The following is a 17,495-nucleotide window of genomic DNA, read 5'->3' as shown; positions in this document are numbered from 1 at the left end:
ATTTTTTCACTTATGATCGCGAAACATGTTTCGATGAAGTCGATTAAGAAAAGCGACTTCGGCGCACTTGTCGGTTACATATCTGATGACCAGGATAAGAGCGAGCGTGTTGAGTACACCTCTGTGACTAACTGCCAGTCGGATGATTTAAGGTCGGCAATAATTGAAGTAACCACTGTCCAGGGTATGAACACCCGAGCTGAATCGGATAAGACCTATCACCTGATTCTGAGTTTTCGCGAAGGCGAACATCCCAGTAATGAAATCTTAAAAGAGATTGAAAGTAACATTTGCGAAGGGCTCGGGTATGGTGAGCATCAGCGCGTTAGTGCTGTTCATTGCGATACGGATAACCTCCACATGCATATTGCTATAAACAAAATTCATCCGACACGCTTAACTATTCATAACCCATATAACGACCATAAGGTTCTTGGTAAGTTGTGCGAGTCCCTAGAAATAAAGTACGGCCTTGGACGAGATAATCACCTATCGAACAAGGTGCCAAGTGAAAACCGTGCTGCTGATATGGAGCGGCATGCTGGTGTTGAAAGCTTGCTCAGTTGGATTAGGCGCGAATGTTTAGAGCAGCTCCATGTAGCGGCTTCTTGGGGTGAGTTTCACAAGGTCCTTCAGGAGCATGGCCTTACATTGCAGGAAAAAGGCAATGGCTTTGTCATTGCAGATCATGAAGGCTTGATGGTGAAGGCGAGTACCGTTGCGCGTGATTTATCGAAGGGAAAGCTTGAGGCTCGTCTTGGATTATTTGAGGCCTTGATAAATGGGTCTGGTACTGCTTCGCTATCTACCGGGCGGTCGAAGGCATATGAAGCTAAGCCGGTTGGCTCCAGGATTGATACAACGCTGTTGTTTGCCAGGTATAAGAATGAGCAGGCCAATCAAGGAGCGCTACGTGCTCAGCAATGGAAGTCGGCCAGAGAAGAGAGAGCTCGTAAGGTGGTTGCCGCCAAGCGAGCGGCTAAATTAAAGCGGGCTGTGATAAGGCTCTCTGCGAAATCTCGCATGGAGAAAAAGATCTTGTACGGTCTGGTTAGTAAATCTTTGTTGGCCGATTTGCAAACGGCTAACGAGCGCTACCACGTCGCGAGGCAATCAATATTTGAAACGCACAGGCCACAACAGTGGGTGGACTGGTTAAGGTGTAATGCGTCCATGGGTGATGTTGACGCGCTTGCTGCATTACGTGCCAGGGAAGTGGCCAAGGGGTTAAAGGGGAATACCGTCGGGGCGGCTGGGGGCGCGCGTTCAACGCATGGTGTGAATGCTGTACAGGATAGCATCACAAAGAAGGGCACCGTCATTTATCGTGTCGGGGCATCTGCTATTCGCGATGATGGTGACAAGCTTAAGGTATCGCGTGGTGCTTCCGTCGATGGATTGAAGGCGGCGTTACGGATGGCGATGGATAGATATGGGAGCACAATCACGGTTACTGGCAGCATTGAATTTAGAGCGCAAATCGTAAAAACGGCGGTGGATGCTGCTATTCCTTTGACTTTTGCTGATCCTCTCCTGGAGAGGCAGCGGCTGTCTTTATTAAATGAGACTACGGAGAACAGAAATGGGCACTCAACTGACCGAGGAAGAGGAGTTGGAAGCGGCGATAGCGGCATTGGATCAGGAGTCCGTAATTCCAGTGGAGGGCGATTCGATGAAGGAGGGCGACGGAATGGGATCTTCGGATTCATCAATAAGCCCAACGTTAGCGGCGTTGGGCGTCGACCGCCGCCCGAAAGTCGTAACCGTTTGCGAGACTTGTCCAGTCTCGCTATGGTTCGCTTCGCCAGTGGAATTGAAATGCTATTGTCGGGCAATGTATCTGGTGGTATGGAGCACCAAGGATCCGACACAAATAACGCATTGCGACGGCCAGTTTCTGGATCAGGATTGATCGTATTTGTGGAGGCCGATAAGTACATTGCTGAACGTGATGAAAAGCGGTTAAAGGGCGTTAATGTGCCGGTGCATAGGCGGTTCTGTGAGGGTGATGCGGGCATGCTGCCTTTTGCTGGCTTGCGGCATGTTGATGGCAGATTTCTTGCGCTTCTAAAGCGCGATGATGTTGTATGTGTCTTGCCGGTAGACGAGAAAACGGCCGCACAATTAAAGCGCTTATCTATAGGTGATGCTGTGTCTGTTGGTGAATCGGGTTCGATAAAACTCACAAAAGGTCGACGCAGATAGCCGCCTTTTTTTCGCGCTAGATGTCAGTCCGGTTTTTCCTGGCCGGTTTCGTATAAAAAAATTAATGTGATTGCCTTCATAACTCATTGTTGATAGTATATTTTATTAGATATATTGCTTATTTAAAACAGTTATTAGGTGGGGTGTCGTTTTTCACTTCGTGAGCCATAGCTTAGGGTGTTTTAGCCGCTAAAACGCGAGTTCTATTGTTTACTCATTCCTGCCGCCTGTTATCACTAAAGAGGCTTATCAAATGAAAGATAAATTTAACAATGCAGTCGGTCCACAAATTCGGGCGGGTCAGCCAAGGGTTGGCCTCGTCATACCCGCATTGGCTATCGCGTCGCTTGTTGCTGGGCTTCAATCTGCTACTCAGTTCTTTGCCGACGAATTTAACTATCAGTCTACGCTAGGTCCTCAGTACAACCATATTTATGCACCTTGGGCGGTTTTGCGCTGGTCTAGTGATTGGTATGGGTTATATCAAGAAAGCTTTATGAAGGCGGGCAGTGTTGGTATCTCTGTAACCGCTGTCGGATTGTTAGGGCTTATTGTTGCCAAAATGGTGATTGCTAATTCCTCTAAGGCTAATCCGTATTTACATGGCTCGGCCAGATGGGCCAACAAAGAGGATATTCAAGAGGCTGGCTTATTACCTCGTTCTGGTGGTTTGATTTCTAGGCTTCTCGGCAAAAAGACTTCGCCGGTGTCAGGCGTATATGTAGGTGCATGGATCGATAAAAATGGTGTTACCAGGTACTTGCGACATAACGGGCCTGAACACGTTCTCTGTTATGCGCCCACGCGATCTGGTAAGGGGGTTGGTTTGGTTATTCCTACGTTGCTGTCTTGGGAACGTAGCGCAGTTGTTACCGACTTGAAAGGCGAATTATGGGCGCTGACTGCTGGTTGGCGGAAGAAGTATGCCAGAAATAGGGTATTACGTTTTGAGCCGGCTGCTTTGCAAGGTAGCGTATGTTGGAATCCATTGGATGAAATTAGAATTGCAACGGAGTACGAAGTCGGCGACGTGCAGAATTTAGCAACATTGATAGTCGATCCAGATGGTAAGGGTTTAGAAACGCATTGGCAGAAAACAGCTCAAGCGCTACTTGTCGGTGTGATTATGCATGTTCTATATAAGGCCAGGGATGAAGGTGGCGAGGCGTCTTTACCTATTGTAGATGCAATTATGTCTGATCCTAATAGGGATATTGCCGAGCTGTGGATAGAGATGACAACCTATGGGCATGTGTTCGGTAAAAATCATCCGGTGGTTGGCTCTACCGCTCGGGATATGATGGATCGTCCCCCAGAAGAGGCCGGTTCCGTTCTCTCTACAGCTAAGTCGTATCTCGCTTTGTATCGCGATCCAGTTGTCCAGCGCAATGTGCGTAAGTCCGAGTTTCGCATCAAGGATCTGATGAATTTCGATTATCCTGTCAGTTTATACATTATCACTCAGCCTAATGATAAGGCGCGGCTAAGGCCATTAGTTAGGGTAATGGTGAACATGATTGTTAGGCTTTTGGCTGACAAGATGGAATTCGAAAATGGTCGTCCGAAGGCTCATTACAAACATCGAATGTTAATGATGCTGGATGAGTTCCCTAGTCTTGGAAGACTAGAGATTTTGCAGGAGTCATTGGCTTTTGTTGCTGGTTACGGCATTAAGTGCTATTTGATTTGCCAGGATATTAACCAATTAAAGAGTCGTGAAACGGGCTATGGCGCTGATGAGTCGATAACATCTAACTGCCATGTGCAAAATGCATATCCACCTAACAGGGTTGAGACTGCTGATCATCTTTCCAAGTTGACCGGTCAAACCACTGTCGCAAAGGAACAAATCACAACCAGTGGTCGGCGTACCAGTGCTTTATTGGCACAAGTCTCTAGGACCATTCAAGAAGTACAAAGGCCTTTGTTGACTCCGGATGAATGCTTACGCATGCCTGGGCCAGTTAAGGGCGCTGATGGGTTGATTGAGAAGCCTGGCGACATGGTGATTTATGCAGCAGGATACCCTGCAATTTACGGTGTCCAGCCATTATATTTCAAGGACCCGGTGTTTCAGGCAAGGGCGTCTATTCCACCGCCCAAGGTATCCGACAAGTTACTTAAGACGCATGAAATATCGCGTGGCGCTGAGGCGATTAAGTTATGAAGCGGCTTACTTCATTGATTTCCCTTCTTGGTATTTCATATCTGGCTTTCTGTGGAATTGCCTACGCCGTTGGCGCGCGCTTTAACTCCACACGTAGTATTCCTGTTGGCATTTACTGGGAAACTCGCGACCCGGTCGAGAAAGGGGCTTATGTAATGTTTTGTCCCCCGCAATCGGAAGTGTTCGATTTAGCAAAGACTCGGGGCTATATCGATGCTGGATATTGCCCTGGCGGATATGGCTACATGATGAAAAAAATTTTAGCGGCTAAAACGGATGTCGTTTCCATTGGCGATGATGGAGTAAGGGTTAATGATGTTTTATTGCCATATAGCGCCCCTTCAGAGCTTGATGGGGCAGGTCGCCCAATGCCGAAATTCAGGACAACCCATGAATTAGGTGAATCAGAAGTTCTACTTATGACTGATATAAACAATGGTTCGTTCGATGGTCGCTATTTTGGCTTAATCAATCGCTCTCAAATCACGGGCGTTATACGTCCTGTTTTAACTTGGTAAAAACGGAGGTTTTTATGCAGTTGTTTATTGCGGAAAAGCCCGATCTTGCTAAGGCCATTGTTGATGGTTTAGGCGGCGGATCGCGCAAAGATGGTTACTATGACTGCGGCGATAGTTATGTGACATGGTGCTACGGTCACATGCTGCAACTGCTGAACCCAGAGGACTACGATCCCAGATTCGGGAAATGGAATATGGATGATTTGCCTATTTCCCATATCCCGTGGAAGAAAAAGCCATCGAATGACAAGAAGGACCAACTCAAGATCATCACCACCTTATTAAAGCAAGCCAAGAGTGTTGTACATGCGGGCGACCCTGACGATGAAGGCCAGCTATTGGTTGATGAAGTCTTGGAGTATGCGGCTTGTTCGCTGCCTGTTAAACGATTGCTCATCAATGACAATAATATCAGTGTCGTTAAGAGGTCGCTTGCAAGTATGCGCGACAATCGGGAGTTCGCTGGTTTGTCGGCGGCGGCGGAGGCTCGTAGTATTGGTGATCAACTTTACGGTTACAACATGAGCCGTGCATATACGTTGGCCGCGAATAAGGCAGGTTTTCAAGGTGTGTTAAGTGTCGGTCGAGTACAGACTCCTATCCTTGGTCTAGTTGTTAGACGGGATAGGGAGTTCGAAGCCCATACCAAGAGCTATTACTACAATGTGACTGGACAATTTACTTTTGGCGATTTGTCGTTTCCGGCCAGGTATCAGATTGTTAATGGGGATCCTGTTGATGAGAAGGGTCGTCTATCCAATCAAGGCAATGCACAGGGTATCGCTGATGCGGCAAAGGGCGCACAGGCAACCCTTGTTAGTGCGGCTACCAAAAAGAAAGATCAGCATCCGCCTCTTCCTTACAATTTGTTGAAGCTTCAGACAGATGCTTCGCGGAAGTTCGGGTTTCGTCCAGACCAGACGAAGGACATAACGCAATCGTTACGCGAAAAGCACAAGCTGATTACATACAATCGGAGTGATTGTGAATATCTCAGTGAAGACCAACATGGCGATGCGCCGAATGTTCTGGCCGCTATTGCGAATACGGCACCGACGCTAACGCTTGTCGCGCAAAAGGCTGACCCGTCGATAAAAAGCCGTGCGTTCAATTCTTCAAAGGTAAGTGCCCACCACGGAATCATTCCAACTGAGGCCACCGCCGATTTTTCTAAACTGACTGATGGCGAGCAGAAAATCTACATGTTGATTGCCCGCGCTTATATCGCACAGTTCTGGCCTAAACATCAATACGATCAAACCGATATTTTTGTTGAAGCCGCTACACATCGGTTTGCTGTTCGCTCGAACATTACTACCTTGGCTGGCTGGAAGTTGCTGTATCGAAACGATATAGGTAATGAGGATTTAGAGGGTGATGAAAACGACATCGCCCTTGATCTTCGAGTGTTAAAGGCGGGGCAGGCAGGTGATTGTACTGACGCCGTTGCGAGCCAGATGGAGACGAAGCCGCGACCACTGTACACAATGGCCACCCTTTTAACGGACCTTACTCGTGTTGCTCAATATGTGCGTGATGATCGTCTACGGAAGCTCTTGGTCGAAAAGGACAAGGGCAAAGAAGGCGAGCATGGAGGTATTGGTACACCGGCTACGCGAGACACCATCATTGCCACTTTATTTGATCGTGGCTATTTGGCGGAGAAGGGTAACAACATTATCAGCACTCCGACGGGGCGGGAGTTTTACGATACCTTGCCGGATAAAGCCAAATATCCCGATATGACCGCTCTATGGCACGAACAACAAAAGGCTATTCAGAGCGGCGACCTCAATGCGATTTCCTTTGTCAATGAGTTGATGGAGTACATCGGTGCAGAGGTGGCTAACGTTAAGCAGAATGGCATTGGGATCAAGGTTGCTTTCAATCCTTGTCCTGATTGCGGAAAGCCTTTGCGCCGCATTAAGAAAAAGGACAAAAACGAGTTCTTTTGGGGTTGTACTGGGTTCGCCGATGGGTGTCGGTTTGCAGCAGAAGACAAGTCTGGTAAGCCAGTCCCTAAACAAGCGCCTCTAGTGTCTGCCGTACATAAATGCATGTCATGTGGAAAAGGCTTGTCAAGGCGGCCAGGAAGAAAGAAGGGTGCGTTCTGGTGGGGATGTAGTGGGTTCCCCACGTGCAAACAAACTTACCCAGACATTAAGGGACAACCGGATTTTAACAATAGCAAACAGGGTGGACGTGATGAATAGCAATGACGATGTAAATGACTTAAATGTGGATACGGAAGTAGATTCGGCGTTAGCGGTAGATACGGTAGATGTTGTGGCCGTGAAGTTACTTGATGCTATGGTGCCTGGTGCTGTAGTGGAATTCGATCCCGACGAGGCCGAACGGCTTGGTGCATTCAATGAAGACGCCTTAGATGAGGCCGATGCATTGGAAAGCAGTATCGATTCAACAAGTCATGAATAGGTGTCTGATCAATGGCAAAGAAACCTATTTCTAATCAAGGACAACTCGATTTTTTCAATGTTTTTGAAGATTGGCTTGTTCCCGAGCCTACGTCGGCTGACAAACCAGAGGTGGCGATTAAGGAACGCCTGGAATCATCCCCTAATGATGCTCGACATTTACTCGCATTACGATTGGCGCAACGTCTGAGTGAAGATGGTGGTGTTACATCCAAGGTATTAACTGAGGAAGCTAATCGTGCGTTTGGCGGAACCCAGGCCGGTGGCGACTATTTATCTAAGGATGCTTATGATGCCTTAGAAGCCGCTTTTAACATCCACTTGCTCGGGACCGAAGACCCAAATTGGAACGCATTGGATGCAGAACAAGCCAGGCTAAAGGTCGTTGACTTGACTAACCGGGTTCAACGATTGCCTACTCAGACTCGCCGTGACGAGGAAATGGAGGAATTCCAACAGTTCAGCACACCGCCCGCCTTGTCGTTCGTTGCTAATTGGGTTGCGAATGTCAAAAGGGATGATGTTATGGCCGAGCCGTCTGCTGGTACAGGGGACTTGGCCATATGGTCAAAGATGGTTGGAGCCACACTGATCCTGAATGAATTGTCTCCCCGTAGACAAGCTCTATTGGGCGCCTTGTTTCCCGAGGCTACAATATTTAAAGAAAATGCCGAGCAGTTGGATAACGTTCTACCTATCGAGTTTAAGCCGACAGTGGTTGTAATGAATCCGCCATTCAGTTCGTCTGCTGGTCGTGTACAAGGGCAGCGGGACACAACTAATGGCGCAAGACATCTCGAACAGGCGTTAAAGCGCCTAGATGAAGGCGGACGGTTGGTGGCGATTGTGGGGAACGGAATGGCCGCGGATAAGCCTGCCTTTGCTTCATGGTGGAAAGATGTACAAGCCAAATACAATGTAAGGGCCAACATAGGCATTTCCGGGCGAGAATATGCTAAATACGGAACCACATTCGACAATCAGATTTTAGTAATCGACAAAAACGGGGCCACGACTCAGCCGATATTGACCGGCAAAGTAGATTCGGTGGCCGATTTACCAGCATTATTGGAGGGCATAAGAAATGACCGTCAACATATTCAATCAACACCCGATAAACAGGCAAGCCGCCCAAACACTCCGCCAGTGTCAGATACCATTCAATCCGGAAACGGAGTTAGCGGCATTAGCATTGGTGCGGACGGCATTAGAGCGGAATCTGCTGGAAACGGGGCCGATTCCGGAACCACTCCTATTGATAGCGAAGTTAGAGGCTCAACCGAAGATAGCTATGTCCCTAATGACGGAATCGGAGCCGGGAGTGGAGTTCCAGATAGAGTTATCGGAAACGTTGGAGGAAGCAGCGGCGGAGATACTGGAGGAGATAGTAGCCTCACTGCAAGCAACAGTACCGCAAGCGTTGCAGTAGAAGCTAAGGATGATCTGGCTACCGAATTTACTGATTCTGTCTTTGCGAACTACGCTCCACAACGTCTTACAGTACAAGGCGCTAAACCACATCCAGGCAAATTGGTGCAGTCGGCGGCAATGTCTGCTGTCCAACCACCTGCACCGTCATATGCCCCATTATTGCCAAAGGGATTGATCGAAGACGGATTGCTTTCGATTGCTCAAATTGAGGCCGTTGTTTATGCAGGGCAAGCGCACTCAGAAACTTTGCCGAATGGTTCAAGGAAAGGCTTTTTCATTGGTGATGGCACTGGTGTTGGTAAGGGACGCGAAATATCCGGCATCATTTTGGATAACATGTTGCAAGGTCGGAAAAAAGCCGTTTGGGTTTCTTTTAATGAAGGCTTGATAGAGGATGCTAAAAGGGATTTTGCTGGTGTGGGTGGCGACCCGTCAAAATTGTTTTTCCAGGGAAAGACCAAAGCTGGTAATGCAATCACTCAAGAAGAGGGCATTTTATTCACAACTTACTCGACGCTACGCGGCGGCGAGAAAAAGCAGGCAAATGATTTGGGACAAAAGGGCGGTAAGTCTCGCGCTCAACAGATCATAGATTGGTTAGGTAAGGATTTTGATGGTGTTATTGCATTTGATGAAGCCCATAGCATGGGCAATGCCATTGCGATTAAGGGAAAACGAGGCGTCAAGAAGCCATCACAACAAGCGATAGCCGGTATTAACTTACAACGCGAATTGCCTAATTCGCGTGTTACCTATGTGTCAGCCACCGGAGCTACCGAGATAAGCAATCTTAGTTACGCGGATCGTCTAGGTTTATGGGGCGAGGGCACGCCGTTTGCTGACACAACTGCCTTTATCAACGGGGTGTCGAAAGGCGGCATTGCATCAATGGAATTGATCAGCCGAGACATGAAGGCGATGGGCATGTATTTGGCCAGGTCGCTGTCCTACGATGGTGTCTCTTATGATAGGTTGGAACATCCACTATCTGATTTACAGGAAGATATTTACAACGAGCTCGCCGGCGCTTGGCAAGTCGTTTTAAATAATGTTGAGCAAGCTCTTGAACTCACTCAAGCCGGTAAGAGTGGTCCGGGTAAAAGTGCGGCTATGTCTCAGTTCTGGGGCGCCCATCAACGATTTTTCAATCAAATTGTCACAGCCATGCAGACGCCGGCAGTGATAGACCATATTCGCGATCAACTGGACGCTGGTCACGCGGCTGTGATTCAGTTGGTAAATACAAACGAAGCTGCACAGGAGCGGATTATCGCCGACGCTACGGCGAATGATGCCCCTTTGGAGGAATTGGATTTTACGCCTCGGCAAATGCTAATGGATTATGTCAGAAACGGATTCCCGGTAGCTGCTTATGAGCAAACACAAGACGCTAACGGCAACACCACCTACGTTCCAGTACGTGACTCGGAAGGGAATCAAGTATTTGATCGAGAGGCAATTGCTTTGCGCGATTCGCTGCTGGACACGTTGTATCAAGTCCGTGTTCCTGAAAATCCATTGGACTCAATCATCAATGCTTTTGGTTCTGAACGGGTCGCAGAGGTTACTGGCCGTGGACGTCGGTTTGTTCAAACGCGCGACGATGAAGGCAATCTCAAAGTCGTCGAAGAGAAGCGAGGCAAACATTCTTCTAGGGCCGATGCGGAGGCCTTTCAGGCTGACAAAAAGGACATTCTCATATTCTCGGGCGCTGGCGGGACTGGCTATAGCTTTCATGCCGATAATACTGCGGAGAATCAACGTAAGCGAATTCATTACATCTTGCAACCTGGTTGGCGGGCCGATGCCGCTGTGCAAGGGTTTGGGCGAACTCACCGAACCAATCAAGCTCAGGAGCCGCATTATGTATTGCCTACCACCAATTTAAAGGCACAAAAGCGCTTTGTGTCGTCAATTGCTCGTCGACTAGATCAACTCGGAGCGCTTACTCGAGGACAGAGAGAAGCGACTAGCCAAGGTATGTTTACCGCTTCCGACAATCTTGAAAGCCAATATGCATCGACCGCGCTGAATAACTTTTTTCGTGATCTTTATCGTGGGACCACAAGCCTTAAGTTCCACGAAGTTACCAAGCAGATGGGGCTTAATCTGCTTGATGAAAATGCTTCATTGAATGAGAGCAATCTGCCGGCTATACCGCAGTTTTTAAACCGCCTGCTGTCACTGAAAACTGACATGCAGAATCAAGTTTTTGGCGAATTCGAGCAACGTCTTATTGAAGCCGTTGATTATGCAAAGCAACGTGGTTTGTACGATGTTGGTCTACAGACAATGACCGCTTTGAGTATCCAAAAAACGCGGGATGATGTTGCTTATGAGGATAAGAAAACCGGTGCCCAGACTCGTTATGTTGAGTTGGCCGTCACCAATGAAGTCCACTATTACAAGTGGGATGAGGTTAAAAAGTTCGTCAAGGAAAACGCTAAAGAAGGTGATCTAAGCGGGTGGTTCGTCTCTGAATTCGGAAAGAGCAAAGGCGATGTGTTTTATCTCGGAGACATTGGGGAGCGGTTAGATTCCGATGGTAAATCTGTCCGTCGCGGTATTGTTAATACAATCAAAAAACATGACTATCGATATATCGACAACGCCGACGTTATCAGTCGCGGGTATGACTATCGAACAGTTAGTGCAAATGGTGTTGGCTCTTATCAGAGGGTTACTTTGACTCGGGCGATAGACGAAACCGAAGCAAAAAAACTTTGGAACGAGCAAATCGCCAATGCCCCGAAAACTGAAACAAAATCCGAACGCATGCTTGTCGGTGTCATTTTGCCAATCTGGGATCGTGTCGAAGGTGCCGAAACCATTCAACGATTACAAACAGACGACGGTGAACAATTACTTGGCCGAATGTTGGGGCCTAAGTCCGCCAAACAAACCCTGAAGAATTTAGGCCTTGATTCCGGTCTTTCTGGAATGTCGGTGGGCGATTTGTTCGAATCAATCAAAAAGGGTAACAAAGCAATTCTGTCGAATGGTTGGGAGATTTCTACTGCTAAGGTGAATTTTGAAGACCGTATAGAGATTAAGGGTCGTAGTTATTTTACTGACGCAGAGAAACGATTGCTAAAAGATCAAGGCGCATTTGTGGAGCGCATCAACTGGTCTGATAGAGTTTTTATACCAACTGGCGAAAGTGGGGTAGGGGTTTTTGAACGCATCACTGCTTCAAAACCTGTTGTCGATCTAATTGAGAAGAATCGCGGTAAGGACTCCGAAAATAGTGAAAGTGACGATTTGGATATGCATGTCCATGATTCATCATTACAGGATGATGAATCGACCAACGTCTTTGAGACTTCAGCCAATTCTGGCGAATCACCATTTTCCCCTTGCACGCAACCACCGGAACAAGACGGTATCTATCAATTAGAGAATAAGCAATACGCGAAGTTTCAACACGGTATTTGGTATCGCTCATACCCAACATCAGAAGAAGCGGCTCAGTCCGAAATGAATATTTCTGGAAATATGCTGCCCTCCGATAGAACGCCTGATCAATCATGGGTGCTTTACTCTCATGGAGTAAAAGATACCTTCGGCGAGATTGTCATGCCTGGCACCAAGGTGCTTATCGACGAGATTACCAACCCCATCACAACCAATGTAGTCGGCATTGCCGTCGCTCCAACAAATGGCGTTATTCGTCAGGAGGATGTTTCAATGGATAAAACTAAGAAACCATTTCACGAAGTTGTTGCTGAAAAACTAATTGAACAACTAGAACAAGGTACGGCCCCCTGGCAAAGACCTTGGACCCCGGATGAAGGCGGTGGTTTTCTCCCATATAACCCTCTTACTGGCAATCGATATAAAGGTATCAACACTCTCCATTTATTGTCGGAGGATAGGAACGATAATCGGTGGATGACCTATAAGCAAGCTGGTGAGCTTGGTGGACAAGTCCGAAAAGGAGAGAAGGGTACTGGTGTTCAATATTGGAAATTTACCGATGAGCAAACAAAGCGGGATGATAATGGCAATCCGGTTTTAGACGGAGAAGGCAACCCGGTGAAGGTGGTCGTAAAGTTGGAACGTCCACGGGTTTTCTTTGCAACGGTGTTTAATGCTGAACAGATCGATGGTTTGCCACCGCTTGAAAAGAAAGAGGTAACTTGGGATCCAATTGAACGAGCTGAAAATATATTGGCGGCGTCGGGTGCCGATATAAATCATAACGGTGGTAGCCGTGCGTTTTATAGACCGTCTACTGATAGTATTCACTTGCCGGAAAAAGGTCAGTTTCCAACCGCAGAGAATTACTATGCGACCGCGTTGCATGAGTTGGGACACTGGACTGGACACGAAGACCGGCTGAATCGGGACATTGCACATCCATTCGGAAGCGAGGCTTACGCCAAAGAAGAATTAAGGGCGGAAATTGCCAGTATGATCTTGGGTGAAGAGCTTGGTATTGGTCATGATCCTGGTCAACATGCAGCTTATGTTGGCTCGTGGATTAAGGCTTTGCGGGATGATCCAATGGAGATTTTCCGGGCCGCGTCCGATGCGGAAAAAATTCAGACATTTGTTCTCGGGCTCGAACAAGCTTTAGTTCAAGAGCAGGGCCAAGCGCTAACTGCCGATCAGCGACAACCTCATGAACTGACATTGTCTGAGTTTGCTTCTCAGGTAGTTGTCGAGCAGTTGGAGAATCATGGTCGAAAATGGAATGTTACGTTAGGAACCTATTCGGCTTTTTCCGACGCGGAAAATTCTGCTGATGCCGTTGCCGATGTTCATCGTGCTTCCGTAAACAATGCACTTTATCTGAATTCACCTGAGAACTCGGGAAGCTCTATTTCGGCCACTATGCCCCCGTTGCCGGTATTGATTGAGTATCCCGATCTTGTAAGGGATTACGGATTTCAAAGTCAGTTGGTCGAGTTTAAGGATGTAACACGCGGAGCATATTCGGGACAGGTCGACCAAACGTTAATCGCGGAGGTTGGTGGTGTTCAAGTAGGGAAACTGGATTACTCAATCTATAACGGAATACCCGCAATCCAGATGGTCGAAGTGGAAAATGATCATCGCCGGCTGGGGTACGCTACAGAACTTGTAAATCAGTTGCAGCGCCAATTTCCTAATACAGAAATTGAATGGGGCGAATTAACTGAGGATGGTGAAAAATTTCGAGATAGCTTGCGAATGACCGAAAAGCCTAGCGAACATGCACCAGAGTTTGAGCGGCTTAATATAGCAATTGCAGAGCGCGACCGATTGCTTTCCGAAGCAGATAACTTCAATGCTCTCAAGAACCCGACGCCAGAGCAAATTGAAACGCATTCGAATCTAACAGAGCCTCTTAATAATTTGCATGATTTGATTTCTGACTTGGAAAACGAATTATCCAATCGAACCCAAACGGTTAGGCTAGTCGAAACCGAGAATGCAAATACATCTAATAAGTCTATCGCCCCAGAAAGCTCGACGCTTACTGTTGCTGGGCTGACGGCGGTCGAATATCAGACGCTGGTGGATGCTGATGAGGTATATCAGCGTGAGCTGGTTCGTGTCTATGGGGAAGACAAAGCGGGCGATGCCCGCTATCTACAAAAACACGAAGATCCGGTATTACAACAGGCGGCTTCGGCTTTCCATACCGCATCTGAAGTTTGGCATAGCGCTATTGCCGATGCTAGAAGGAGTTTATCCGGAGACAATACATTTCCACGTGTTACGGATGAAAGCACTGGTGATGCAAAGTTATCTTCAGGCCTGGCGGCTGATATTTCGACCGTTTTACTGCGGTCGGAAGAATGGACGTTCGATCATTTTCAAGACTACGAAGGGGATAGCCTGGATGCCGCTTTGCGTAAGGAAGGTTTACATACCCTTAAGGATGTTACAGGCGATGTACCTGGGCAGTTTTTTGACAATGCTATTCGTCGTCTCTCGCCTGTTTTTGGTATAGAGCCCGATGATTTTAGCGTTACCAATGCTTACTTAGAGCGCAAGGGGTTGGCTCAGGCGTTCCAGACAATGGCCGATAGGTTAGTCCAGGAACAAACACAACAAGTTTCTTCGTCTGCGATCACCTTATCCAAAGAAGGTGTTGAGTTGGATAGGCGCAATGTGCTCGATCTGTTCCCAGAGCTCAATGGTCCAGATGGCAAACCGAATGGATTTGGCATATCGAAAATTACTTTAATGCCAGACGGTAAGGTTGTTATCGATAGTGACAGCAAGAAAGCAATCGTGGCCGATACATCAGCGCAGTCCGAAACCGGGGTCACACATCAGGATATTGCTGACTATTACGAACGTGGATTTATTAAAACGGTGGCATTACCGGAATCTACTAAAACTGAAACAGCTCAATTTGAAGGGGGCGTTATGCGCGATCCTGATGTTAATTCAACTGAACGTCTTTTAGAGGATTCGGTGCGGAATATTGAGTACGCGCAAGAGGTCATTCCTGAATGGCGTGGTAGTTACGTTCAAGAGCAGGGCAATGGAAATGTTCGCCTTGCTCTTGATTTAATTGAAAGGGGTGAAATCGATAAAGCGATTGATGCACTATGGTTAAACGTCGACCTAGAACACCGGTATGGTGGTGAAAACAGCGATGAGTTTCGTGACGCCATAAAAGTAGTGGAAGAAGACTGGCGGAAATGGCAAGCCGATAATGGGGTTGGTCCGACTATCACACCGGCTATGAAACGGGAATCTGATGACTTGCCGCGCGATCTGAGTCAGGTATCGGGTGCGACGTTCGAAGAGTATCAAAAGGCGGCGGAGGCTGCCCGATTAGAAGAGCAAGCCGTAATGAATGACCCAGATAGCTCTGATGAAGAATTATCTGCCGCTCGGGAGAAGCGGAAATCCGCCGATCTGTTGGCTACGGTAAACAATTCAGACTTTCAAAATAAAGTTTCTGAATTTGAGCAGAAACAAGCAGCCGCCAATTTGTCCGGCCTCGGTGGTGATAGTGTGCGGCCAGACCAACAAAACACAGGAAATGATAAGACCTTTATTGAAGTGCCTTTCCGCGATAAAGAGGAAGCTAAAGCATTGGGCGCCAAATGGGATAGGCAACATACATCCTGGTTCATTCCTGCTGGTGTTGATCAATCAGCGTTTTCTAAATGGTTGCCATCAGAGGCTGGAGAAGTAAAAGTAACGTCAGTCGTTAATTCAGAGGTTAGTAAACCAAACACCTCCGATAAGTTATACCTTGCTGTTCCTTATTCAGAAAGAAAAGCTGCGAAAGAAGCCGGCGCTAAGTGGGATGCCGGCGCAAAATCTTGGTATGTCGGTCAAAATGCCAATATGGATAAGTTGCAACGATGGTTGCCTGATAACACTAAACCGCAGCAAGAACCGGCAATGACGCCGCGCGAAGAATTTTCATCGCTACTTAAGGATATGGGGTTTGTGCTTTCTGGAAACCATCCTGTTATGGATGGACAGCGACATAGGCTTGAAACGGTTGGTGATAAGGCTGGCGAGAAAGCAGGATTTTATGTTGCTCACCTGGATGGTCATCCTGCCGGTTTTGCTCAGAATAATCGCACCGGCGAAGCCCAGAAATGGAAATCAAAGGGCTATTCGCTTAGCGATGGAGAAAAGGCGGAATTGCAAGCTCAAAGCGCTTCTAAGTTGCAAGCAAGAGAAAACGAGCTAAAAGCTAAACAGGATGCCGTAGCGGCGTCTATAAGACAGCTGCTTGCTATCTCTCCACCTGCATCTGCCGATCATCAATATTTGCAATCGAAGGAAGCCCGGCCAGGTGATCTTCGAATGGTGCCGACCGATTCAACAATGTTGCCTCCCGATTCGGCTGTAATGATTGGTAAAACATGGAAGGAGTCGAAGGAGCTGCGGGACTCGCACCCGGATAAACTGGTGTTCACCGCTGGTGATTTGCTCTTGTCGGCGCAAGATGTCAGTGGCGTAATTCGATCAGTACAATCTATCCAGGAAAACGGCGTGAAGCGCTTTGCTGCTGGTGGCGCTAAGCAAGACATGTTTCATGTTGTCGGCGGCAATGGCGTGGAAGCGTTGGCGAGAGCGCCGGCCATAGTGATAGGTGAGGGGTATGCTACGGCTGATACGTTATCCCAGTCCCTGATCTATCCAACAGTCGCGGCCTTCGATTCTGGTAATTTGCCACACGTTGCGAAGTTATTGCACGACCAGTTTCCGGACAAACCTATCATCATTGCCGGGGATAATGATTTACATCAAGAACTGACCGAGGGCCGCAATCCTGGTAAGGAAAAGGCAGAGGCGGCGGCAAAAGCGGTCGGAGGTGTAGCTTTGTTTCCGATTTTCGCCCCTGGTGAGCAGGCTTACCCAGCCGATCTTGATCCAGTTACGCCGGTACTGGCAAAAAATGGGGGGTTATCGGACGCCCAGAAAGAGGCTATCTCGAAGATGAAGTCCTTCACTGATTTCAACGATCTTGCGACAAAAAGTGAATTAGGCCGGGAAGGGGTTGAACGCCAGGTAATTAATGTCGTGAACAAAATCGTTTCCGATCAGCGCGAAGGAATTGAAACGAGACAGCATCAAGATAATGTTCAGCGCCTAGAGCTGCAACAGCGGCAGAAACTGGCGTCGCGCAACGCGGTTGCAACTATTTAGGTTATAGCTTGCAGCCATCAGCCAGTGAAAACCGCTGGCGAGAAGAAATCCAGTTAGATGATGGATGTTGTATTTTAGCCGCTAAAATTTTCAATTGTTTTTCTGAGTTTTTTATTATGGCGT

Annotated in this window: 6 protein-coding genes; all 6 read left to right on the top strand. The window is 47.7% G+C overall.

Annotation, left to right across the window (positions count from 1 at the left end; all coding sequences use genetic code 11):
* The first annotated feature begins 12 nt into the window (after window positions 1-12).
* The 6 genes from traI to EBB_RS25575 all read left to right on the top strand — a co-directional run bounded on the left by traI (window position 13) and on the right by EBB_RS25575 (window position 17,372).
* Complete coding sequence (traI, locus tag EBB_RS25600) at window positions 13-2,205, top strand: TraI/MobA(P) family conjugative relaxase (protein WP_192396514.1); 2,193 nt, start codon at window positions 13-15, stop codon at window positions 2,203-2,205.
* 253 nt (window positions 2,206-2,458) lie between these two features.
* A complete protein-coding gene (locus EBB_RS25595) occupies window positions 2,459-4,372 on the top strand; it encodes a type IV secretory system conjugative DNA transfer family protein (protein WP_064037794.1) in 1,914 nt (637 codons plus the stop codon).
* Window positions 4,369-4,890 carry a conjugative transfer signal peptidase TraF gene (gene traF, locus EBB_RS25590; RefSeq protein WP_064037795.1) on the top strand — a complete coding sequence of 174 codons (522 nt, stop codon included), beginning with the start codon at window positions 4,369-4,371 and terminating at the stop codon, window positions 4,888-4,890. Before EBB_RS25595 ends, traF begins: the two co-directional genes overlap by 4 nt.
* A gap of 14 nt (window positions 4,891-4,904) precedes the next feature.
* The gene (locus EBB_RS25585) at window positions 4,905-7,103 is read left to right on the top strand and encodes a DNA topoisomerase 3 (protein ID WP_192396513.1); all 2,199 of its coding nucleotides are present in this window, start codon (window positions 4,905-4,907) and stop codon (window positions 7,101-7,103) included.
* Window positions 7,096-7,326: a hypothetical protein gene (locus EBB_RS25580; RefSeq protein WP_064037797.1), complete on the top strand. Its 231-nt coding sequence runs from the start codon at window positions 7,096-7,098 to the stop codon at window positions 7,324-7,326. Before EBB_RS25585 ends, EBB_RS25580 begins: the two co-directional genes overlap by 8 nt.
* Before the next feature lie 11 nt (window positions 7,327-7,337).
* Complete coding sequence (locus EBB_RS25575) at window positions 7,338-17,372, top strand: strawberry notch-like NTP hydrolase domain-containing protein (protein WP_192396512.1); 10,035 nt, start codon at window positions 7,338-7,340, stop codon at window positions 17,370-17,372.
* The last annotated feature ends 123 nt before the right edge of the window (window positions 17,373-17,495 follow it).

This window comes from Methylomonas fluvii, assembly GCF_014850975.1.
GTDB lineage: Bacteria > Pseudomonadota > Gammaproteobacteria > Methylococcales > Methylomonadaceae > Methylomonas > Methylomonas fluvii.
The sequence above is the reverse complement of the archived record's forward strand: the minus strand, read 5'-3'. Positions and strand labels throughout refer to the sequence as shown.

Excerpts from the sequence above, each read along its gene's own strand:
- traI (WP_192396514.1), top strand. The coding sequence starts at position 13 with ATGATCGCGAAACATGTTTCGATGAAGTCGATTAAGAAAAGCGACTTC.
- EBB_RS25595 (WP_064037794.1), top strand. The coding sequence starts at position 2,459 with ATGAAAGATAAATTTAACAATGCAGTCGGTCCACAAATTCGGGCGGGT.
- traF (WP_064037795.1), top strand. The coding sequence starts at position 4,369 with ATGAAGCGGCTTACTTCATTGATTTCCCTTCTTGGTATTTCATATCTG.
- EBB_RS25585 (WP_192396513.1), top strand. The coding sequence starts at position 4,905 with ATGCAGTTGTTTATTGCGGAAAAGCCCGATCTTGCTAAGGCCATTGTT.
- EBB_RS25580 (WP_064037797.1), top strand. The coding sequence starts at position 7,096 with ATGAATAGCAATGACGATGTAAATGACTTAAATGTGGATACGGAAGTA.
- EBB_RS25575 (WP_192396512.1), top strand. The coding sequence starts at position 7,338 with ATGGCAAAGAAACCTATTTCTAATCAAGGACAACTCGATTTTTTCAAT.